The sequence below is a fragment of the Leptolyngbya sp. CCNP1308 genome, assembly GCF_034932455.1.
GTDB lineage: Bacteria > Cyanobacteriota > Cyanobacteriia > Phormidesmidales > Phormidesmidaceae > Nodosilinea.
On record NZ_JAYGIH010000077.1, the window covers coordinates 23,450 to 43,742 of the forward strand.

Consider the following 20,293-nt stretch of genomic DNA (forward strand, 5'->3'; position numbering starts at 1 on the left):
CAGGGAAGCCCAAAATCATACAGACTCAACGGCAGCAGGATGTACAAACTGCTTGCCGCAGGCTTTGCACAGGTAGCACTGCTTGCCCCGCCGCCGCCCGTTTTTAGCGAGTTTTTGGGATTTGCAGTGAGGGCAAATCATTACATTCATTACATGGCCATGGATCTGATCGCCTACATAGGGAGTCAGGTACGCGGCCATTAGTTCTGGAATTTGCTGCACCAGGCGATCGCGCCTCTCCAAATCCGGCTGGCGCAAGGCCGCCAAAATCAGCGCATTGCAGCTATGGACGCAGACCTCCGCCAGCAGATCGCGCTGCTCGGTTTCTAAAGCTGAATTACGCTGATGCAGGATGGTGGAGAGAAAGGCGATCGCCCCCTGGGTCAAGCTGTCGTCGATGGTTTGGAAGCGATCGCGGGCCGTATAGAACTGCACAAACATCACCCGCGACACCGGCTGCTCAAACAGCGCCGCTACGCCAGTCGTCAACTGCGCCAGCATCTCCTTCAGCGGCAGTCGCCACAGCTCTCGGGCATTGGCCTGGCCCCACATCGCCTGCACCCGCTCTAGATGGCGCAATTCCATGGCATTAAAGATCGCCGCTTTGTCAGGAAAGAACTGGTACAGCGACCCGATCGCCGTGCCCGCCCGCTCTGCAATTTGGTGCGTAGTCGCCGCCTCGTAGCCCACCTCGTCAAACACCAGGGCGGCGGCTTCTAGAATTTTTTCGACCCGCTGCTGGCCCCGCCGCTGCTTGGGCTGACGCCGCAGACTGCTTGACGAATGCGAGTCATCTGTCATATTTTTGAAACACGACGAATTTCTCACAATTTTATATCCCCTGGAGGCTTCTATGCAGTCCATGCTTCCCGGTGCGCCCTGGCTTGTGGCGCACAAGTCTATGCTGACCACTAACCAGCCCCGCAAAATTTCCCTCTACGGTAATGATTACGTAATGTGGAAAGATGGCGCAGGCAAGGTTCATGCTCTGCCCAATGCCTGCCCTCATATGGGGGCGATGCTGTCAGAAGGCTGGTGCGAAGCGATAGGTGACGGCAGCAGTCGAGTGGTTTGCCCCTTCCATGCTTTAGCGTTTGATAATCGCGGTTGTACGGTGCTGCCGGGTTCCCATCAGCAAACGCGGCCTCAACTGGAGCCACTAGAGCTGATTGTTCAGGGCGATTTTGTTTGGTCCTATGGCGGCTACGAAGCCAAGGTGCCCATTCCGGGGGTGCTGAATGCGATCGCAGCCGAGTACACCTTCATCGGCCACACCGCCGACTGCACGGTGTCCACTGACCTACTCACCATGCTGCTCAACATGCATGACTACAACCACCAAAACGGTACCCACCGCAATCTGTTTCGCATTGCCGAGGTGCAGTTCCACCAGTTCGTCGATCGGGGGCACGAGTCCCATGCCTACTACGACATGCCCACCGCTCCCTATACCCTAGTAGAAAAACTGCGCCGCCCAGATTTGTTTTTGCTGCCCAGCACTATCGAGGCCCATCTCGAAAATCACTTTCCAGCTCTGGTCATTTTTCACGGAGAATCACCCTTGGGCAAACTGGTGCAGTGCCATCTGTTTGTGCCCGAGGCCGAAAACTGCACCCGCACCTACATTTTGCTGTTTGGGCTGGCCAAACAGCCCGTCTTCAGCCTGCTGGGGCGCAGCTACCTTAACTTTGGCAAAGTGGTAGTCGAGCAGGATGCCGATATTTTAGGCAAGATCTATCCCGACAGGCCGCAAAAAATCAAGCTCAACAATGAAGTGGGCATGGACTGGGTAAAGCGTAATTTTGCCAGCTTCCCAGCGGTGGTTGAGCCCAATTTTTCTAAAGATAACGCTACTGCTCTGGCACCAGCTCCGAATTCACCTCGTTGATGGGGCGGCGGCGCAGCTCTTCTGACTCGGCGCGGGGCAGGAGGTCGAATACCTCGCGCATGACATCGTCGATCGCCTCGTAGGGCACCATGCCAATTTCGTTAAACACCAGCTCTCCCTGGGCGTTGAAGACCAGGGTTTGGGGCACGGCATCTTTAAAGTAGTAGCCCGGCTCGTTGGGCTCGTAGGCATCTTTGACCGGAATCGAGTCGGCCATGATGGGAATAAAGTTGGCCACTCGCCCGTAGGGAGCCTGGAGCTGGGAAACCACCGACGCAAATTTCTTGCAGTCGCTGCTGTCATCTACGAAAATCACCACGATCGCGGGTTTGCCGTACTTCAACGACTGCGCCAGGCTGACGTTGGGGGGCACCAGCGACCCGTTGCCCGCATAGAGGGCAAAGATATTGCCGTCGTAGTTGTCGTCGGTGAGGCCCGCCCAGGCCGCAGGCTGGCCACCTAGCCCCAGCCACAGCAGCAGAGCCGCGCAGGCCAGCCCAATCCCCTGGCTCAACCGAGTCATGGCGTTGGGGAAGAAATGCACGGGGGGGAGCGTTACAGTGAGCCAGCGCAGCATGGCGATCATATCCTTGGTCTAGGGCCAGGGCCGAGGGCGCGATCGCCCCACAGCCACAGACTCTATTAGGCCACAGAATGGCGGCGCTTAAAGCTGGGTATCGCGAAATTCTTCTACTATGGCCTGCATGGCATCGGCATTGGCCATCCGCAGATCGTCCGGGGTCCAGACGACAACCTGATAGTACTCCTCGCCCATCTCCACGGTGGTGTGCAGATAGGCAACTTGGCTCCGGGATAGATCGCCGCGCACCTCGTACTGCACTGCCGGAAAGCCGCTGATTCGTTCTACGTCGGTACGGGCCTGGTTGGCAATCACCTGGCTAAAGCCGCCTTTGAGAATTTGCAGATACACGTTGGCCTGCTCTTCGAGGTTGCCGGGGGCCACGGCCTCACGATTTTCGCCCAGCACGACCAAAAACATTCTGTCGTCGAGGTTGTAGGCCTCTAGGTCGGCGTTGTTGTGCAGCGTGCCGGAGGGGGCCGCGGTCCAGCCGGGTTGCAGACGAACCTGCACGGGCTTGATGGAACTCACCAGCATATCGCCGCGAAACCCACGGTCAACGTACTGGTTGCTCATCTCGCCAGTGCCTTCGGGCGATCGCGACAGGCCCAGGGTGCTGCACCCCCCCAGCCCCAGCGCCATCAGTCCGGCCACTAGAACAAGCTGCACCCGCTGCGTTGCCCCGGTCACTCCAGCCATAGCTCACCCTTTTGCGATCGTTGATTTGGTTTGCCTTAAGGGTATAGCAACACCTCCGCAATGGCCCCATCCTCTCCTATGCTAGATAGGTGTTTGCCAGCATCGGCAAGCACCTATCTAACGATCTCAATCTAGAGTTATCCCATGTTACGAGCTGGCATTGTTGGCCTGCCCAACGTTGGCAAATCTACCCTGTTCAATGCCGTGGTGGCCAACGCTAAGGCCCAGGCTGCGAACTTTCCCTTTTGCACCATCGAGCCCAACGTGGGCATTGTGGCGGTGCCCGACGCTCGGCTGCGGGTGCTGGCCGACATCTCTAGCTCGGTCGAGACCGTGCCCGCTCGGGTTGAATTTGTCGATATTGCGGGCCTGGTGCAGGGGGCCAGCCAGGGAGAAGGGCTGGGCAACCAGTTTTTAGCCAACATTCGCGAAGTGGATGCGATCGTCCACGTGGTGCGCTGCTTTGAGGATGACGACATCATCCATGTCTCCGGTTCCGTTGACCCGGTGCGCGACATCGAGGTGATCAACCTGGAGCTGGCCCTGTCGGATCTGGCCCAGCTAGAGCGCCGGGTCGATCGCGTGCGCAAGCTGGCCCGCGCCGACAAAGAGGCCCAGGCCGAGCTGGCCATTCTCGAAAAAATACTGCCGGTGCTCAACGAGGGTAAAACCGCCCGCCAGGTGGAGCTAGACGACGAGGCCGAGGCGATTATCAAGCCCCTGGGGCTGCTCACCCGCAAGCCCGTGATCTACGCCACCAACGTTTCTGAAGACGACCTGGCCAGCGGCAATGCCTGGGTGGAGCAGGTGCGGGCTGTGGCGGCGGCAGAAGAGGCTCAAGTGGTGGTAATTTCGGCCCAGGTGGAGTCAGAACTGGTGGATTTGAACGACGAGGAGCGCAAGGACTTTCTCGACGCTCTGGGCGTTGAAGAGGGCGGCCTCAAGACGCTGATTCGCGCCACCTACGAACTGCTGGGCCTGCGCACCTACTTCACCACCGGCCCCAAAGAAACCCGCGCCTGGACGATTAAGGCGGGCATGGTTGCCCCCCAGGCCGCGGGTGTGATTCACACCGACTTTGAGCGCGGCTTTATTCGCGCTGAAACTGTGGCCTACAAAGACCTGGTGGCGGCGGGGTCAATGGGTTCAGCCAAAGACAAAGGCCAGGTGCGCAGCGAGGGCAAAGAGTATGTGGTGCAGGAAGGCGATGTGATGCTGTTTCGGTTCAATGTGTAGCCTGCCCTGGGCCATCCCTCATATTGTGTAAAAAACCCTCGCTGCAAAAGTGGTTTGTGGGAGAAAATCTATCTACAATTTGACCCATTGGGAGCGCTGCTTCTCTAGCTCCAGGTTTGTAGGTATATCGCCGTGGCCTTACCGCTTCAACCCTATCCTCAGCTTCGCTTGGCGCTGAATCGGCTACAGGGGGTACCCCCTTGGGCGCTGCTGTCGCTGGTGTTGAATGGGCTGCTCTTTATTACCGCCATGGTCATGCTGCGGCAGCTGAGTCAGGCGGGCGATGCGGTGCTGCCCCAGGCCAACGCCTTTGCCTCTGAACAGCAGGCTGCGGTGGCCCCCTTTGACCCCGGACTAGGCACGCGCCACAGCCTCGACTACGAGCAGTGGGTGGCGCTGCTGGCTGCCGAAGCCGATGCGATGGTAGCGATTGAGGCTCCTCATCAAACCATTTTGCTGGGCGATTCGCTGACGCTGTGGTTTCCAGCTAACATGCTGCCAGGGCGCAGAACCTGGCTAAACCAGGCGATCTCAGGGGAAAAATCGACTGGGCTGCGCGATCGCCTCTACCTGCTCGACCAGACCTCCCCCGAGGCGGTGTTCATCATGGTGGGCATCAACGATCTAATCTGGGGCGGCTCCGAGGCTGATCTGGTGTACAACGTCCGCAAAATTGTCAACTACCTGCACCAGACCCATCCCCAAACGCGGGTGGTAGTGCAGTCGATTTTGCCCCACGGCGGTGAGATGGCCACCTGGGAAGGGCGCGATCGCCTGGTGAAGGTAGCCCCCGACCAAATTCGTACGGTGAATGGTCAGCTCAAGGCTGTAGCGATCGAGACCGGGGCTGAGTTTTTAGATTTGTACCCGCTGTTTGTCAACGGCGAAGGCTACCTGCGGGCCGACCTCACCACCGACGGGCTGCACCTCAATCAGGATGGCTATATGGTGTGGCGCACTGCTCTAGCTCTGCTCAACGAGACCGAGTTTCGGCCCTAGGGTGGGCTGCTGTCTCTCACCAGTTCCAACTGGTAGCGATACAGCGCCACAGGTCGGTTTTGCGCCTTGAGAAAGTCAGGATCTTGGGGTGATAGGTACACCGCCGTCACCTGGTCAGCGAGAACGCGATGCCCCGAGACCGGCCCTTCAGAGCCATCGTCTGCTCGGCGATAGGCCGTCGTCGTCTCCACCTCATTGAAGTAGGGCACCGCCACCCCGCCCCGAAACACCTGCTGAAATCGCTCTATGGTGACGAACTCATCGGCCGCTGCCGTTTCAAAGGCTCGGGCCGTCACCGTGGACTCAAGCTGGCGGTTGCCCGTCAGCAGCGTCACCTGGCGGTTGGGGTTATGGGGGTCTACCTTGACCACCTTCACCGTGGCGTCGCCCAGGTAGGCGCGGGCCAAGCTGAGCCCGTTAAAGGCGCGATCGGCCACGGTTTGGGGTGCGCCTTTAGCCACAGGAATCAGCCGCTGCGATCGCCCCAGGGTACCGCCCCATGACCGTTGGGCCGTCACAAATCGCACTGGACAAGTCACCGGCAGACCCACCTGGGCCTGGTTGCCCTCAAAGCCAGGGGTCACCAGATCCGGGGCCAACGGAGCCGCCAGATCTACTAGGGTGCTGGTGAGCTGCCACTCACCCCGCAGCCAGTCGGGGTAGACCAGATCGCCCTTGGCGGCAGGCAGGGTTGGCTTGCGGCTCTCTTGGGGAAAGGTGGCGATGCGATCGGCCAGGGATCGGCCGACCGCCTGGGCCTGGCCGCTGCACAGCAGCCACACCGTCAGCAGCAGGGTGAGCCAAAACAGACGGCGACGCAGAAGAGTGAGCAGCGATCGGGGCATAGCTTAGCGACCCAGGTGGCAGGCTAGAACAACCTAAATTCAGAATTAGCATACATCAGGTGAAAATCTGCTTGGCCGTTTTTCCCTAGCTGGGCGGGCTGCTCAGCCTGGCACCTGGGTGGATTGGCTGATTTTTGACCTCGACCTCAGCAGGGCAGATTGAGAACTGTTAAGGTTGCAAGGTTCAAGTCTGACAGACTCAGACAACCGTTTACCCAGGGCAGGCTTCTAGTTATCCTAAAATATCTAGCCTGAGGTAGATGACGATTTGTTTTATCTATCCAAATACTCTTTCCGCGACCTGAAACGCCGGGAGCTGTAGCTTAAACCCTGATTATCGTTGCTGTTGAGGATTTTTCTTGGAAACGCCCCCTAGTTCTCAGTTCCCTGGTTCTCAACCCCCCGATCTACCCGTAGAGATGACCGTCGCCGATCTACTGGAGCGCTACGCCGCAGGAGAGCGAGATTTTCGCGGCATTCAGCTAATTGGAGCTGACCTGAGTCGGCAGAACCTCAGCGGTGCCAATTTTCGCCAGTCTAATCTACAAAATACGACCTTTGCTGGGGCGACTCTCGTCGGAGCTAACTTTCGCGAGGCCAAGCTCACCGATGTCAATTTCGACCAGGCCACGCTAATTTTGGCCAACCTGATTGGGGCCGACCTGGCCGACGCCCGTCTAGTGGGAGCCGACCTGAGCGAGGCGGGCATGCGCAGCGCCAACCTGGTGCGAGCCAACCTAAGCCAGGCAATCTTGCGCGAAACTATCCTCAACGAAGCTGTGCTCGACCACGCTACCCTACACAAAGCTGTGCTGAGCGAGGCCAGTCTCAGCCGGGGCCGAATGCTGGCGGCCGACATGGAAGGGGCCAACCTCGAACATGCCAATATGACCAGTGCGCTGATGAATCGGGCCATCCTGCGGGGAGCCGTGCTGGTGGGGGCGGTGTTTACGGGGGCCACCCTGGAGGGGGCTGACTTTCAAGAGGCCGACATGAGTCGGGCCAAGCTGACGAGCACAAACCTGGTGAATGTCAACCTATCCCACGCCAATTTGCGCGGGGCCAACCTGAGCTGGAGCTCGCTGCGGGGGGCTAATCTGCGGGGGGCAACCCTATATCGCACCCGCCTGAGCTGGTCAAATCTCAGCGGCGCTGACCTCACCGATGCGGTCATGATCAACGCCAAACTCGACTACACCAACCTGCGGCGTACCGATGTGAACGGTACTATCATGCCCGATGGCTACACTATGGGATCCCAAGACTAGTGCTTTTGCATCACCCCGCTGGCCCTAGCATCCCTTCGGCTCTACTGAGAGGTCGGCGATTGGTTGCCGGGCTGGTTGGCCTGCATGGGCAGTTGTGGCATCAAAAATGGCCAATACACAGCCGTTAGGGAGGGGGGAGTATGGCGCAGATAGGCGACCATCTGCCGCTGTAGGGACTGAAACTGATCCTGAATGGCCAGGCCCTCTAGGTGTAGTAGTGAAGGCAGGTAGCTGATTAACCCTTCCTGGCGGTACAGCCCGCTCTGGCGCAGCCGGGGCCAGGCGGCTAGTCCCTCAGGCACGGTTTGGCTCAGGCGCAAGGACATCGTGGTGGTCGAGAATGCGTGGGCCACGCTGGGGCTCAGGGCCGGGGCGTAGTCTTCGGCGTCACGGGTTTGCTGCATGATAAAGCTGAAGCTCACCCCTTGCAGAAAAATGCGCAGCGGGGCAGTGGTTACATCGGGCAGCTCGGCCATAAATGGAATCCGGCCTAGGTCGGCGTTGAGGTTGTTGGGGTCACCCACGCTCAGGTGAGATCCACCCACCACGGTAATCAGATACTTGTCGGCGGGCAGCTGCATAAAGGGTCGCAGCTGCTGGCTGGCCATGGGCGTGACGGTGTCGTGGGTACCGGCCAGAACTAGAGTTGGCACCCGCACCCGACTCAGCCCCGCCTCGCCAAACAGCACTCCGGTGAGGGGGTTGGCCACAATTAGCTGGGTGATGCGGTCATCGCGCAGGTTGGCGTACTTGACGGGCAAATCTTGGGCCGCGCACTGGAGCCAGTCGGCGGGGGAGACGTTGACGGGGTTGAGGGTTTGGCAGTAGGCTTCGAGCGATCGCAGATCGAGCGCCGCTCCGGCCAGGGCCAGCCCGGTGTAGCCACCGAGGGAATGGCCAATGAAGGCGACCTGCTTCGTGTTGATGCGATCGCGCAGGCTGTAGGAATAGGTGTTGAGTTTCTCCAGGCGATCGAGCACGTAGGTGACGTCGCGGGGGCGATCGAGAAACTCGGTGGCGGGCAAGATGCGGCTTTGGGCGGCGGCCTCGGGCAGATCGTCGGCGGGCAGCGACAGCAGGGCGGCCACATTGCTGCCGGGGTGCTCGACCGACACCACCGTGAGCCCGTGGGAGGCCAGGTGCTCGGCTAGGTAGGCGAAAAAGCGGCGATCGGCCCCAAACCCGTGGGAGAGAACCACCAGGGGGCCGTGGCTGTCTTGGCTCCAGTAGATATCGACGGGAATGCTGCGATCGCGGCTGTGGTCGCGCAGCACCAGTTCCCAGCGCTCGACCTTCGAGGAACCGGTGGAAAAGGGGTCAATGCCCAGCAGCGGTGCGGCTTCAGTCGCTTCAGCCGCTTCAGCTTTGGGATCTTGGCGCAGCACTCGGCTAAGAGCTTTGCTCTCCATCTCGGCCAGGCGAAACTGAGAGGCCAGGGTGAGCAGGGTACCCATATTGATCTCTAGGGTGTCCTGGGGCATGGCCCGCAAAATTCCCAGCAGCGTCAGGCCTTCTTCGGCCTGGGACACCTGTTTGAGGGTGATGCGCAGGTCGGCGGCGGCCAGGTTGGGCGCGATCGCCTGTAGGGTATCGAGCAGCCGCGCCCCGCCGGGGGTCTGCAAGATCTCGTCTAAAATCACCTGGCCCACCTCAGGTTCCAGTGCTATTTCGCCCTGGAGCATCTCCTGAAAGCTGGCGTTGAGCAGCGGCTGATAGAGCCGCAGCGATCGAGGGACTTCTCCAGTGGCGGCAAAGGCCTGGAGATCGTCTAGGCTCACGGTCTGCGACAGCCGCCCTAGGCGCACCGTGATCGACTCGGCGGCCGCTGCCGGAGGGCTGACGACCAACCCGCCCGCGAGCAGGCTGATCGTTGCGATCGCACCCCAACACCCCTGCCCTAGGGCAGGGGTAACGCTATTCAGGAAAGGCACTGTAAATCGCACGGCAGAAGGGTTAAAACGCAGGGGCAGCGGGCCAAAATCGAGCAGTGGTGCGGAGCTATGCTAGAGGTACAGTACCCAGATTTTCTCTGTTCGTTAACTTAATCTAAACGACAGCTCCCCTGGCTGGTGGGAATCGATCGTCAAGTTTTTTTGCGATCGCCGGTCGGAGCAACCCGCAGTTTCCCAGAGGTTGTGTTCATGACCCGCATCGTCATCGGCGTCATGGGGCCTGGTGGCTCAGCGACCCCAGCCCAGATAGAGACAGCCTACGCCCTGGGGTATGCCATCGCCTCTGCCGGATGGGTGGTACTCACCGGCGGTCGTCACGTGGGCGTTATGGATGCGGCCTGCCGAGGGGCTCAAGCGGCGGGCGGCCTTACCGTGGGTATTTTGCCCTCCACCGATGGGGCCGATATGTCATCTGCCGTGGATATTCCCATTCTGACGGGGCTGGGCGATGCCCGCAATGGAGTCAACGTCCTCTCCAGCCGAGTCGTGGTGGCCTGCGGCCTCGGCCCCGGCACCGCTGCCGAAATTGCCCTCGCCCTCAAGGCCCAGCGGCCCGTCATTTTGATGGCCATGCCCCCCAACGCGATCGCCCTGTGGCAGAGTTTGGCGACCGGCCCGCTGGCGATCGCCGATACCGTCGCAGCCGCCACAGACCAAATTCAGCGGTGGCTAGCGCCCTGGCCGCCCCTAAGGCCGTCCTCCGATCGCGTTTTCGACAGGCTCGGTTAGGTGAAGTCAATTGGAGGTATTGCAGACCACATTTTGGGCCGCTATCACCGCCGACTGGCAAAAATTTATCTAATGTTAAGGTAAGAGCTATGCCCTACATCCGCTGGTGCCATGACAGACAGCCAACCCTCCCCCAAGGAAAACTTTCTATTTCCTCGCAGCAAGTATTGGGGCGAGTTTACGCCGCAGCAGCTGGCCTTTAACGCCAACCTGCAAGAGTTTGCCCAGCGGGTCTCGTTTGTGTGCAACCTCGAGACCGGCGGCAAAATGTCTGCCGACCAGGCCTACGATGAAATCAAGCGGCTGTGGAAAGATCTGAAGCAGTCTAAGGCTAACCTGATCGACGCCGAAGCCGTCCCCCCGCCAGAGCTACCGCCAGAGGGTTAGCAATCCGGCGGCGAGCAGAGGAGAGTCTAGATTTTTCGGGGTGAAGTTAGCAGGCTCAACCCGCCTTCATGCCTAGGTCTGGTGACGATGAACCTGGGCAAACCCGAAGGTACTGCTACCGCCGCCTGGATTTCTCTGGTCTTGATGGTGCAGATTGAGGACCCGTTCAGTTTTTCTAACCCTAGCGAAGATTAGGTAGCCTCAAAATGCCGAGGAGGCCAGCCAAAAGCTGACCAAAAACCCGGCAATGGTCGAAAACGTCACCGAGCCGCCGCCCATTTCGTAGGCTTCGGGCATCATGGTGCTGGCGATCATGGCGAGAATGGCCCCCCCGGCGGTGGCCTTGGCCATGTCTAGCATCCACACCGAGACCACCGGCACCAGCTGGCTGCCGACCATGGCCACCAGCCCGCTGAGCAGCACCGCCCCACCCCACAGCGCCAGGATGCGCCCGGCTGAAGTGCCCGCCTGGCGCATGCCAATGGAGCTCGACATCGCTTCGGGAATGTTGGAGATAAACACCGCCATCAAAAACGACGCCCCCGTATGGCCGGTACCCACGTGAAAGCCAATCACCAGCGCCTCGGGGATATTGTCGATCATGGTGCCCACCAAAATGGCCAGGGGGGCCGAGCTTTGGGCCAGCTCCTTAAACTGCTGTTCCGAAATAGGAATATCGACCTCGACGCTGTCGAGCACCTGCCGCCGCCAGTGGTCGTCATCTACCGGAGCCAGCTTGGTGGTGGACTGGGTGGTTTCGCGCAGCCGCCGAGCCAGAATTCGGCTCAGCCCGCTGGAGAGTTGGGGGGCGTAGGTGAGCATGGCGTCGAAATCGGCTTTGTCAAGCTCGTAGAGCTCCATCGATGTCTTGGCCACCACCGTAGCCGATCGCTCTTCGCCGGTCAGCAGGGCCATTTCGCCAAAAATCTCTCCAGAGCCCAGGGAGGCTAGCCGTTGGGGGCCTTTGTAGATCTCGGCCTCCCCCTCCACAATCAGGAACATCGAGTTGCCGGGAGCCCCCTCCTGGCACAGCACCATGCCCGCCTCGACCTGGAGCGGCTTGAGCAGGGGAATAATCGCCTGCATTTCGTCGGGGGAGAGGCTGTGGAGCACCTCGATATGGCCGATGCGATCGAGCACCTCAGAGGCTTCGTCCTGGCGGTGGTGGTAGAGAAACCGCCGCGATGACGACGGGTGGCGAATAAAGCCCCCCTGGTTATCGATGTAGCCGACGATGACGGTAAACAGGGTGCCCCCCAGGGCAAAGCCCGCCACCAGCGGCAAAAAGCCGCTGCTCTGGTAGGCGGGCAGGGTAATGTCGTAGGCGATCGCCGAGAGCAATGTGCCGCTGCCAAAGGCCATTATGGCCGCTGTGAGCGATCGCGCCGGTCGCCAGGCAATTCCTAAAACCGCCCCCAGCAGCAAACTAGAGGCACCCAACAACCCTTGAACTAGCGCAGCAATGGGAACGCTCATTGACGAAATGACAGAGCATTATGACCAGGTTACTGCACAATGCTCCGCTTCCTGGCAAACTAGAGCCTAGGATTTTACCGGTCTATGGTCTGTCTACTATGAACCAACCGACCCAGCGCCGTCGCCCCGGCTTTAATCGTCAGCCGCGCCAGCGCCCGGCGAGGCGCACCTCCAGCCGCCGCCCCTTCTTTGGGCTGTGGCTGCTGTGCGGCCTGCTCTACGCCGCTGCTGGCATGATAGTGACGGCCTTAGCCAGCCCCTGGGTGTGGCCCGTGGCCGCCGGGGGCACCGTGATTCAGGGGGTGACCCTGGCCGGCCCTGAGGCGCTGAAGAGATTTCGGTGGCTGACGGCCAACCTGCTGGTGCTGGGCAGCATTGTAGGGGGCACGGCCCTGGCAGTGGCGCTTTCGATCGCCCTCAACCACCTGGGCACCGACAATCTGGATGAACTCACCCTCGGCAGGGCGTTCTTTGAAATCGCCCTCTACAGCCTGCTGGCGGTGGGGCTGGCGGTGCTGTGCAGCCTGACGACGGCGGCCCTGGGCGATCGCCTGCTGCGGCGCAACAAAGGCCGCAAAACCAGCCTGATATTAGTGCTGACCTGTCTGCTGGGGCTAGGGATAGGCGGTGCGATCGGCCTGCTGCTGGCCTAGGTCGCCCAGGGTTCAGGCAAGGGTGTAGCGAAAGCTCAGGGTGGCCCAGCGATCGTGGTGCAGGGCGTAGGCGTAGTCGTCAGGGCTGGCGCTGAGGTCTTGCAGCAGGGCTTGGGCCAGCTCCAGGGGCTGGGGCACTGGCCGAAAGCCCGTGGCCAGCGACGGCGGATCATTGCCCAGCACCGCTAAGCACCGCTCTAGCGGCTGGGTGCTGAGAATGACGTGGGACTCTACCCAGGTGGCTGCCCCGGGCATAGCCCAGCCAGCGCCATCGGCGGGGAAGGTAATGAGCTGCCCCGGTTCCAGGGGGGTGGCGGCGGTTGGCACCTCGGCTCCATCGGCGGCGATCGCATCGGGCAGAGTCATCAGGGCGGTGCATTCTCCCCGGCTGTCAAAGCTCATCCACAGCAGGTGGAGGGATTGGGTGGAGACGTTGGCCAGGCGGTAGCCAATGCGACCATCGCGGGGCAGCATGATGGGGTCGTCGGTGGCCGACTTCTGGGCCTGGCGAATGGCCAGGGGCCAGGTGACGGTGGAACTGTGCTCGGTGGTTTTGACCAGCAGCGGCATCGGCTTGGGCTGCACCGCCTCCAGCAGCGCCGCCGCCCCCACTTGGGAAGCGGTGTGGTTTTCGGTGAGGCGCACCAGCTTGAGGGCCAGCAGGGTTTGCAGGTAGGGGGTGAGTCGGTTGACCGCCGTCTTGACCGCCTCTTCTTTGGCCAGCATGGTGCCCGGCAGCAGGGTGCGGTTGGGGGCAAACAGCCCGTAGCTGCTCTCGGCAGGGCGTTCTCCCCCCAGCTTGGACTGGGTTTCGGCAGTGCTGGGCAAGGCGGCGGTTAGGGTAGCAACCGGTCCTATGGGCAGGCGACCAAACAGACAGTCAGCGGCCCTTTCTCCGGCGGTCACCGACGTCACCAGAGGAATGCTGGCCAGGGCACTGGTGGCGTCAACCCGCTCCACTCGATCGAGATGACTGTCGAGGGCGACAATTAAATCAATGGTTTGGGGCAGTCGCCGCACCTGCTCAAAGAGGGGCTGATGGGCCAGGGTAGCCGGGGCCACCTCCCCGTCGAGGGACTTGACCGAGGCTTTGAGGCCAGTGCGTGTCTCTAGGCGAAGGAGCACTGTTCGATCGCCTGTTCCGGCCACCAGGCGAGAGCCAGGCTGTAGGTAGCGCAACACCTGGGGTGGCACTCCCCCCAGCCAAGCGGCTAAAGGCCGACCCTCTCTAGTCGGTAAGATTACGCCTGCGGCCGGGGGCAGTTGAGGGGGCAGGCCGTAGGCCATGGGGCCGATACGGGGCGGTCGGCGATCGCTCAGGGCCGGCTGCTGGTCGGCTCCTACCCATCGCTGGAGCCGACTGCCAGCGCGCTGCATCAAGACCCTGGCGGTGGAGTCGGGTTCCATCTCCCACAGGCTTTGGGTGAGGGCGTAGGTAAAAACGCCAGCGCTGAACCCCTCCCACTGGCTTTCTAGCACCAGACGGCCCATTTCGGCGGCCCGCAACACTAACCCTGGCCAGGGTGTACTCAGCGCCTCCGGAAACGACACCAGCCCCGTGGGCACCGTGGGCCGTGACCTGACGCGGGAATTTCCCCAGTGCAGGTAGCCAGCATCTTGGCTGCCGGCATCAATTACGGTGGTGAGGTTGGCGGTGGCTAGCGGGCTGAGGTGGGCCACCACTTCGGCCTCAAGGAGGTCACCCAGGGCGGGATTAGTTTCGCTGGGCAGGCGGCTGTCTACCGTTACCCAGGCGGCCTGAAGACTGCTGCGATCGTCAGCCTCGACTACTCGCACCTGGCTACCGTAGCCGCTAAAGTGCAGCACCACCACATCGTCAGCCTGGGCCTGCTGCACCAGATGCTCGTCGATGGCGGTCAAAATATTGGAGCGAGTGGCTTCCTGGTTGGTCAGGGTCACTACCTCGGCGGGCTGAAAGCCAAAACGATACACCAGCAGCTGTCGCTGTAGTTCCACATCGGTCACGCAGCCCTTGAGGGCAATGTCTTGGGCCACACCGGGGTCAAGGGCGCGATCGGGATAAGTATTGATACCGATCAGCAGAGCCAGTTTACGACGGGCGGGCTTGGCCAGAGCCTGCTGGTACTGGCTGGGGCTAGCCAGCAGGGCACCACCCCCTAGGCCCAACGCCCCTAAGGCCAAGCTTGCCTGCTGCAAAAACGCCCGTCGTTTTAATGTCACCGAGTTGATCGCATCCTACTAGCTGACGGCTTCGGGAACCCGCATGGCCTTGGCCAGTTCCGCCGCTACCTCAGGCCGAGAAAATTCTGGCGGGGGCAGCTCACCCCGGCGCAGCATCTCGCGCACTTTGGTACCCGACAGGTGAATCCGCTCGTCTTTGGTGCTGGGGCTTGTTTTAGAGGTGGCCATGCCCCCGGTGCGGGTGCAGTAGAAGGCGTGCTCAAACTTCATCGGTACAATACCCAGCTCCATCGGCTCAAACTCATCGAAGATGTACTGAGCGTCGTAGGTGCCGTAGTAGTCGCCTACCCCAGCGTGGTCGCGACCCACAATGAAGTGGGTGCAGCCGTAGTTCTTGCGGATCAGCGCGTGGAAAATCGCTTCCCTAGGGCCAGCGTAGCGCATTGCGGAGGGATTGATCGCAAGAATCACGCGGTCTTGGGGGAAGTAGTGTTCCACCATAATTTCGTAGCAGCGCATGCGCACATCGGCGGGAATGTCGTCGGATTTGGTGGCCCCCACCAGCGGGTGTAAAAACAGACCGTCAACGGTTTCGAGAGCGCACTTTTGAATGTATTCGTGGGCCCGGTGGATGGGGTTGCGGGTTTGGAAGCCGACGACGGTTTTCCAATTGCGATCGCGAAACAGCGCCCGCGAGGCCACCGGGTCAATCTGGTAGGCGGGAAAGAGGGGATGGGGATCGCGCTGGAGCAGCCATACCGGGCCAGCCAAATTCACCGCCCCCTGGTCATAGACCACCTTGACCCCGGGGTGTTTCTCGTCGTCGGTGCGGTAGACGTTGACGGCCTCATGGGCCTTGTCGTAGGTGTATTTTTCTTCCAGTTCCAGCACGCCGACAAAGCGACCGCTGGGGTCATCCAGTCGCACCAGGCTGCCCTCTTGAAGGGGCTCGGCGGTGGCTTCATCCACCGACAGGGTGACCGGAATTGCCCAGGGCAGGCCGCTGGCCAGGCGCATGTTGGTGACTACGGTGTCGTAGTCGGCTTTTTTCATAAAGCCGTTGAGGGGGCTAAAGCCGCCAATGGCGATCATCACCAGGTCAGAGAAGGCCCGCTCGTCCAGGCTGACCCGCGGCAGGGTGTCGGCCTTGTCTAAGAACTGGGCTTTTTGGTCGGGCGTCGCCAGGCGATCGACCAGGGTGCCGCCGTGGGGGGCAATACCGTCTTTGTGTAGAGTCATGGAGATACCGCTGCCTTCTGCTGATGATGAAACATGGAGAAATCTGGTGGCCCAAGGCTGGCTAGCCAGGGCAACCCCGGTTTTCCGCCGGGGAATTGGGGTTAACCGTCTTGTTCTATGAAATTACATCTTGGTACCAATGTCATCCAGTCGCGGGAGTCGTCCAGAGGATGTTCCCCCCTGACCTGCCCCCAGATCGGTGATTTTAATCGCGATGGAGCTGACGCCAGAGAGGGTGGGATGGCCCTTGGGCGGCGATGCGATCGCACAGTCTCTGCAATCGTCGCTGCTCGTCTTTGGTCATGCCCCACAAAATATAGCGGCTCTCGGCCACCAGCAGCGCCACAGTTAACCCCACACACAGCCCCAGCCCGATCGCCGCCGGGCGGTTGTAGGCCAGACTCAGGCGCACCGTTGACCAGGTAAAGTACTGGCGCAGCTGAGCCATCTCAGGCCGCAGGCTCCACAGGCTGAGGGGGGCTACCGTTAGCCACAGCAGCCCGCTAACCACCCACCAGCGACGAAGCATGATCGTCCGCAGGCGCTCCAGAGGTGCGGAATAAGTAGGGGTGCCCATGGGCAAAATTCGTTAGCTTTGAGATTCGGGCTGGGGTTCTGACCCGTCAGGGTCATCGCTGTAGGCCTGACCCGCGCGTTCTCGCCACAGGGCCAGCAGCGAACTGGCCACAAAAATGCTGGAGTAGGCCCCGGCCACAAAGCCCACAATCAACGCCAGGGCAAAATATTTCAGGGTGGGGCCGCCAAAGATGACGATCGCCACCAGCGGCAGCGTCGTCGTCAGCGAGGTATTGATCGAGCGGGCCAGGGTTTGGTTGACGGCGCTGTCAACAATGTCGTTGATGTGGCTACCGGGGCTGAGTTTCATATTTTCCCGGACGCGATCGTAGATCACCACCGTGTCGTTGACCGAGAAGCCCACAATGGTGAGCAGCGACACGATGAATAGACTATCGACCTCGACGCCCAGCACCAGCCCCAAAATGGCAAACACGCCAGCGGTAATAGTCACGTCATGGGCCAGGGCCAAAATCGCCAGCAGCGCATAGTCGAGCTTAAAGCGCAGGCTCATGTAGATCACAATCCCGGCAAAGGAAACCAGCAGAGCCAGTAAGCCCGATACCAAGAGCTGTTTCCCCACCACCGGCCCGACCGTATCAATCTGGGTAGAGCTGCTGTCAAAGGGGCCAATGGCCTCGTCGAGGGCGCTTTGCAGAGGCGCGCGCTCGTCTACGTTCAGGGTACGGGTGCGAATTGAGAGTACCTGCTGGTCATCCCCCAAAAGCTGAAGGCTGCTGGAGTCGAGGCCCTGATCTCCCAGCACCTGTCTGACGTCGGCCAGATCGAGCGGTTCGGTGCAGCTGTCGGTAACTACGCAGGCTCGGGTGAGCTGGAGTCGGGTGCCCCCAGCAAAATCAAGGCCCGGTTTGAGGGGTGCGCCAAACTGCTGCCACGAGATCGCCATAGCCACCAGACTGACTAGCACCAGCACTGACGAGATTCCCCACCACAGACCGCGCTGCTGAATAATGTTGAGCTTCATGGGCACTCCTAGGGGCGAACGGTGTCAGGGCGAACGGGGGTTAAGCCGGGGCAAAACAGGCTGGGGCGCCGAAACTGCGGCAGGCTGATGGCTAAGAACATCAGCGTACGGGTGCAGGTCAGGGCGGTAAACATGCTGATGATGACGCCGATGGCCAGGGTGAGGGCAAACCCCTTGACCAGCCCGGCCCCAAAGTAAAACAGTGCCAAACAGGAGATCAGGGTAGTGACGTTGCCGTCCAGAATGCTGGAAAAGGCTCGGTAGAAACCCGATTCTACCGAGCGGTAGAGGGTTTTGCCCGCCTGCAACTCTTCACGGGTGCGTTCAAAGATCAGCACGTTGGCATCGACTGCCATACCGATGCTGAGAATGAAACCAGCAATTCCCGGTAGGGTGAGCGTTACCCCCAGCAGGTTGAAGGCTGCCCAGGTGAGCAGGGCATAGATGATCAAAGAGATGTCGGCCAGAACACCGGGCAGACGGTAGTAAACCGCCATAAACACCAGCACCAGCCCGAGACCAGCGATGCCAGCGTAGAGGCTGCGCTGAATGCTGTCGCGGCCCAGGGTAGGCCCTACGGTGCGGTTCTCGACCACCTCTACGGGGAGGGGCAGAGCCCCGCCGCGCAGCTGAATTTCTAAATCGCGGGCCGACTCGGCGGTAAAGTTGCCGGAAATAACGGCGCTGCCCCCGGTGATGCCGGTTTCGGCATACTGTACGTTGACCGTGGGGGCGCTGAGCAGCCGGTTGTCGAGAAAGATCCCGATAGTGCGCCCGGTACCGGCGATCGCCTTACTGATCTCCGCAAACTCGTTGCCGCCCTCGCTGTTGAACTGAATCACCACCTCCCAGAGGGTGCCGCTGGTGGGCCGGGCGATCGCATCGGTCAACGCATCGCCACCCAGGGTGCTGGGCTCAAACAGAGCCGCCACGGCGTTTTCGCTGGCCGTAATATCGGCCTGGAGTCTGTCAATGCGGGCCTGGGTATCGCTATTGATTTCCCCACTTGAGGGTATAGAGGCCTGAAGGGCAGCCAGCTCGCCCAGATGTCCTTGCAGCACCTGATTTTCGATCTGGAGCTGTTGGTCGGTACCCGCCCGCTGGGCGCGAAATTCAAGCTGAGCCGTGCCCCCCAGCACCCGTTCAGCCTGCTGGGGATCGCTGACGCCGGGCAGCTGCACCAGCAGCTGATTGTTGCCCAGCTGCTGCACCACCGCCTCCGAGACGCCCAGGCCGTTGACTCGGCCCTCAACCACGGTCTGCACCGCCTCCATCTCGCGATCGGTAATGGTGGGGATAGCGGCGGTGGGCTGCACCTGGATGGTGAGCTGAGAGCCCCCCCGCAGGTCTAACCCCAGTCGGGTGGGTATCTGGGTTATCACCACCACGGCGGCGATGGTGAGCACCAAAATAACCCCTAGCCAAGCTCGATATTTTGCCATTGCGGTTTGCTGCGGTGTGGGTGCGGGTGGGGATAGTGATCCCTGGAAAGATGGGGCTATGCCCTGGAGATGGCGGCGGCGATGGGAAGGGCTGTTCCTAGCATTAGGTGGTGGGCGGTGCCCACCACTACAGCGGCTCCCTAGACCTTGAGGGCGACCATATTTTCGACGGCGGCCTCGATTTGTTTGGGCTGCACAATGGTCAGTGTCTCTAGCTTACCGTTGTAGGGGGTCGGGATGTCTTGGGACGACAGGCGCACCACCGGGGCGTCGAGTTCGTCAAAGTAGCGATCGTTAATTGAGGCGATGATTTCAGCGCCAATGCCGCCGGTTTTCATGCACTCTTCCACAATAATTACCCGATGGGTCTTTTTGATCGAGGCTCCAATGGTGTCGAAATCCAGCGGTTTGAGGGAGATCAGGTCGATTACTTCGGGGTCAATGCCTTTTTTCTCCAGACCCTTGACCGCCTGGGTGACGTGGTGACGCATGCGAGAGTAGGTGAGGATGGTGACGTCTTTGCCGGGGCGCACAATTTCGGCTTTGTCTAGGGGCACCACATACTCGTGGTTGGGCAGATCTTCTTTGAGGTTGTAGAGCAGCACGTGCTCAAAGAACAGCACCGGGTTGTCGTCGCGGATGGCGGCCTTAAGCAGCCCCTTAGCGTTGTAAGGGGTCGAACAGGCGACGATCTTCAGCCCCGGCACCGCCTGGAAATAGGCTTCGAGCCGCTGGGAATGCTCGGCCCCGAGCTGGCGACCCACCCCCCCGGGTCCGCGAATCACCATGGGAATTTTGTAGTTGCCGCCGGAGGTGTAGCGCAGCATGCCCGCGTTGTTGGCGATTTGGTTAAAGGCCAGCAGCAAAAAGCCCATGTTCATGCCTTCGATGATCGGGCGCAGGCCGGTCATGGCGGCACCGACGGCCATGCCGGTGAAGCTGTTTTCGGCGATCGGGGTGTCGAGCACGCGCAGCTCGCCGTATTTCTCGTAGAGGTCTTTAGTGACTTTGTAGGAGCCGCCGTAGACGCCGACATCTTCGCCCAGCACAAACACGGTGTCGTCGCGGCCCATCTCTTCGTCGATGGCCTCGCGCAGGGCGTTAAATAGGAGGGTTTCTGCCATTGGTGGAGTGATTGGTGGAGTGTTAGTGGGTAGGTGGGTGGATGGGGTAGGT

At 60.7% G+C, this 20,293-nt stretch carries 19 protein-coding genes; 7 read left to right on the forward strand and 12 right to left on the reverse strand.

The features are described from left to right. Positions 1 to 15: 15 nt before the first annotated feature. Positions 16 to 801: a TetR/AcrR family transcriptional regulator gene (locus VB780_RS22690; protein WP_416349255.1), complete on the reverse strand. Its 786-nt coding sequence runs from the start codon at positions 799 to 801 to the stop codon at positions 16 to 18. Between the two features lie 52 nt (positions 802 to 853). Here VB780_RS22690 and VB780_RS22695 point away from each other — a divergent pair, with 52 nt between their 5' ends. Next, positions 854 to 1,888 carry a Rieske 2Fe-2S domain-containing protein gene (locus VB780_RS22695; protein ID WP_323353463.1) on the forward strand — a complete coding sequence of 345 codons (1,035 nt, stop codon included), beginning with the start codon at positions 854 to 856 and terminating at the stop codon, positions 1,886 to 1,888. On the opposite strand, the gene VB780_RS22700 is transcribed toward VB780_RS22695, so the two are convergent. Next, positions 1,851 to 2,465 carry a thylakoid membrane photosystem I accumulation factor gene (locus VB780_RS22700; protein ID WP_323353464.1) on the reverse strand — a complete coding sequence of 205 codons (615 nt, stop codon included), beginning with the start codon at positions 2,463 to 2,465 and terminating at the stop codon, positions 1,851 to 1,853. The genes VB780_RS22695 and VB780_RS22700 overlap by 38 nt on opposite strands. A gap of 87 nt (positions 2,466 to 2,552) precedes the next feature. Next, on the reverse strand, positions 2,553 to 3,167 hold the full coding sequence (locus VB780_RS22705) for a hypothetical protein (RefSeq protein WP_323353465.1): 615 nt from the start codon (positions 3,165 to 3,167) through the stop codon (positions 2,553 to 2,555). Between the two features lie 144 nt (positions 3,168 to 3,311). Between VB780_RS22705 and ychF the strand changes: the two genes are divergently transcribed. Both ychF and VB780_RS22715 read left to right on the forward strand, forming a co-directional pair. Further along, positions 3,312 to 4,403, forward strand: coding sequence for a redox-regulated ATPase YchF (gene ychF / locus VB780_RS22710; protein WP_323353466.1), 1,092 nt, complete (start codon positions 3,312 to 3,314; stop codon positions 4,401 to 4,403). A 132-nt stretch (positions 4,404 to 4,535) separates the two neighbouring features. Further along, positions 4,536 to 5,402, forward strand: a complete 867-nt coding sequence (locus tag VB780_RS22715) for a GDSL-type esterase/lipase family protein (RefSeq protein ID WP_323353467.1) — start codon at positions 4,536 to 4,538, stop codon at positions 5,400 to 5,402. Here VB780_RS22715 and VB780_RS22720 read toward each other — a convergent pair. Beyond that, the gene (locus VB780_RS22720; RefSeq protein ID WP_323353468.1) at positions 5,399 to 6,247 is read right to left on the reverse strand and encodes a DUF6816 family protein; all 849 of its coding nucleotides are present in this window, start codon (positions 6,245 to 6,247) and stop codon (positions 5,399 to 5,401) included. The genes VB780_RS22715 and VB780_RS22720 overlap by 4 nt on opposite strands. Positions 6,248 to 6,606: 359 nt before the next feature. On the opposite strand from VB780_RS22720, the gene VB780_RS22725 reads away from it, so the two are divergent. Continuing rightward, the gene (locus VB780_RS22725) at positions 6,607 to 7,515 is read left to right on the forward strand and encodes a pentapeptide repeat-containing protein (protein WP_323353469.1); all 909 of its coding nucleotides are present in this window, start codon (positions 6,607 to 6,609) and stop codon (positions 7,513 to 7,515) included. Positions 7,516 to 7,556: 41 nt separating this feature from the next. Here the strand turns inward: VB780_RS22725 and VB780_RS22730 are convergent, their stop codons facing one another. Beyond that, complete coding sequence (locus VB780_RS22730; RefSeq protein WP_323353470.1) at positions 7,557 to 9,446, reverse strand: alpha/beta hydrolase; 1,890 nt, start codon at positions 9,444 to 9,446, stop codon at positions 7,557 to 7,559. Between the two features lie 210 nt (positions 9,447 to 9,656). Here VB780_RS22730 and VB780_RS22735 point away from each other — a divergent pair, with 210 nt between their 5' ends. Both VB780_RS22735 and VB780_RS22740 read left to right on the forward strand, forming a co-directional pair. Further along, entirely contained in the window at positions 9,657 to 10,196 is a 540-nt protein-coding gene (locus VB780_RS22735; RefSeq protein ID WP_323353471.1) for a cytochrome, read from the forward strand. Positions 10,197 to 10,307: 111 nt separating this feature from the next. Then, the gene (locus tag VB780_RS22740; RefSeq protein ID WP_323353472.1) at positions 10,308 to 10,583 is read left to right on the forward strand and encodes a hypothetical protein; all 276 of its coding nucleotides are present in this window, start codon (positions 10,308 to 10,310) and stop codon (positions 10,581 to 10,583) included. A gap of 201 nt (positions 10,584 to 10,784) precedes the next feature. On the opposite strand, the gene VB780_RS22745 is transcribed toward VB780_RS22740, so the two are convergent. Continuing rightward, entirely contained in the window at positions 10,785 to 12,059 is a 1,275-nt protein-coding gene (locus VB780_RS22745) for a cyclic nucleotide-binding domain-containing protein (protein ID WP_323353473.1), read from the reverse strand. A gap of 98 nt (positions 12,060 to 12,157) precedes the next feature. On the opposite strand from VB780_RS22745, the gene VB780_RS22750 reads away from it, so the two are divergent. Then, entirely contained in the window at positions 12,158 to 12,712 is a 555-nt protein-coding gene (locus VB780_RS22750) for a hypothetical protein (RefSeq protein ID WP_323353474.1), read from the forward strand. 12 nt (positions 12,713 to 12,724) lie between these two features. On the opposite strand, the gene VB780_RS22755 is transcribed toward VB780_RS22750, so the two are convergent. From VB780_RS22755 to VB780_RS22780, 6 genes are all read right to left on the reverse strand, one after another. Beyond that, positions 12,725 to 14,914, reverse strand: coding sequence for a caspase family protein (locus tag VB780_RS22755; RefSeq protein ID WP_323353475.1), 2,190 nt, complete (start codon positions 14,912 to 14,914; stop codon positions 12,725 to 12,727). A gap of 18 nt (positions 14,915 to 14,932) precedes the next feature. Continuing rightward, a complete protein-coding gene (gene sat / locus VB780_RS22760) occupies positions 14,933 to 16,114 on the reverse strand; it encodes a sulfate adenylyltransferase (protein ID WP_323353476.1) in 1,182 nt (393 codons plus the stop codon). A 205-nt stretch (positions 16,115 to 16,319) separates the two neighbouring features. Beyond that, positions 16,320 to 16,691, reverse strand: a complete 372-nt coding sequence (locus tag VB780_RS22765; RefSeq protein ID WP_323353477.1) for a hypothetical protein — start codon at positions 16,689 to 16,691, stop codon at positions 16,320 to 16,322. 12 nt (positions 16,692 to 16,703) lie between these two features. Next, the gene (secF, locus tag VB780_RS22770) at positions 16,704 to 17,675 is read right to left on the reverse strand and encodes a protein translocase subunit SecF (RefSeq protein ID WP_323353478.1); all 972 of its coding nucleotides are present in this window, start codon (positions 17,673 to 17,675) and stop codon (positions 16,704 to 16,706) included. Between the two features lie 8 nt (positions 17,676 to 17,683). Further along, complete coding sequence (gene secD / locus VB780_RS22775) at positions 17,684 to 19,117, reverse strand: protein translocase subunit SecD (RefSeq protein WP_323353479.1); 1,434 nt, start codon at positions 19,115 to 19,117, stop codon at positions 17,684 to 17,686. Between the two features lie 140 nt (positions 19,118 to 19,257). Continuing rightward, positions 19,258 to 20,241 carry an alpha-ketoacid dehydrogenase subunit beta gene (locus VB780_RS22780; protein WP_323353480.1) on the reverse strand — a complete coding sequence of 328 codons (984 nt, stop codon included), beginning with the start codon at positions 20,239 to 20,241 and terminating at the stop codon, positions 19,258 to 19,260. Positions 20,242 to 20,293: the final 52 nt, after the last annotated feature.

Excerpts from the sequence above, each read along its gene's own strand:
- VB780_RS22690 (WP_416349255.1), bottom strand. The coding sequence starts at position 801 with ATGACAGATGACTCGCATTCGTCAAGCAGTCTGCGGCGTCAGCCCAAG.
- VB780_RS22695 (WP_323353463.1), top strand. The coding sequence starts at position 854 with ATGCAGTCCATGCTTCCCGGTGCGCCCTGGCTTGTGGCGCACAAGTCT.
- VB780_RS22700 (WP_323353464.1), bottom strand. The coding sequence starts at position 2,465 with ATGCTGCGCTGGCTCACTGTAACGCTCCCCCCCGTGCATTTCTTCCCC.
- VB780_RS22705 (WP_323353465.1), bottom strand. The coding sequence starts at position 3,167 with ATGGCTGGAGTGACCGGGGCAACGCAGCGGGTGCAGCTTGTTCTAGTG.
- ychF (WP_323353466.1), top strand. The coding sequence starts at position 3,312 with ATGTTACGAGCTGGCATTGTTGGCCTGCCCAACGTTGGCAAATCTACC.
- VB780_RS22720 (WP_323353468.1), bottom strand. The coding sequence starts at position 6,247 with ATGCCCCGATCGCTGCTCACTCTTCTGCGTCGCCGTCTGTTTTGGCTC.
- VB780_RS22735 (WP_323353471.1), top strand. The coding sequence starts at position 9,657 with ATGACCCGCATCGTCATCGGCGTCATGGGGCCTGGTGGCTCAGCGACC.
- VB780_RS22740 (WP_323353472.1), top strand. The coding sequence starts at position 10,308 with ATGACAGACAGCCAACCCTCCCCCAAGGAAAACTTTCTATTTCCTCGC.
- VB780_RS22745 (WP_323353473.1), bottom strand. The coding sequence starts at position 12,059 with ATGAGCGTTCCCATTGCTGCGCTAGTTCAAGGGTTGTTGGGTGCCTCT.
- VB780_RS22750 (WP_323353474.1), top strand. The coding sequence starts at position 12,158 with ATGAACCAACCGACCCAGCGCCGTCGCCCCGGCTTTAATCGTCAGCCG.
- sat (WP_323353476.1), bottom strand. The coding sequence starts at position 16,114 with ATGACTCTACACAAAGACGGTATTGCCCCCCACGGCGGCACCCTGGTC.
- VB780_RS22765 (WP_323353477.1), bottom strand. The coding sequence starts at position 16,691 with ATGGGCACCCCTACTTATTCCGCACCTCTGGAGCGCCTGCGGACGATC.
- secF (WP_323353478.1), bottom strand. The coding sequence starts at position 17,675 with ATGAAGCTCAACATTATTCAGCAGCGCGGTCTGTGGTGGGGAATCTCG.
- secD (WP_323353479.1), bottom strand. The coding sequence starts at position 19,117 with ATGGCAAAATATCGAGCTTGGCTAGGGGTTATTTTGGTGCTCACCATC.
- VB780_RS22780 (WP_323353480.1), bottom strand. The coding sequence starts at position 20,241 with ATGGCAGAAACCCTCCTATTTAACGCCCTGCGCGAGGCCATCGACGAA.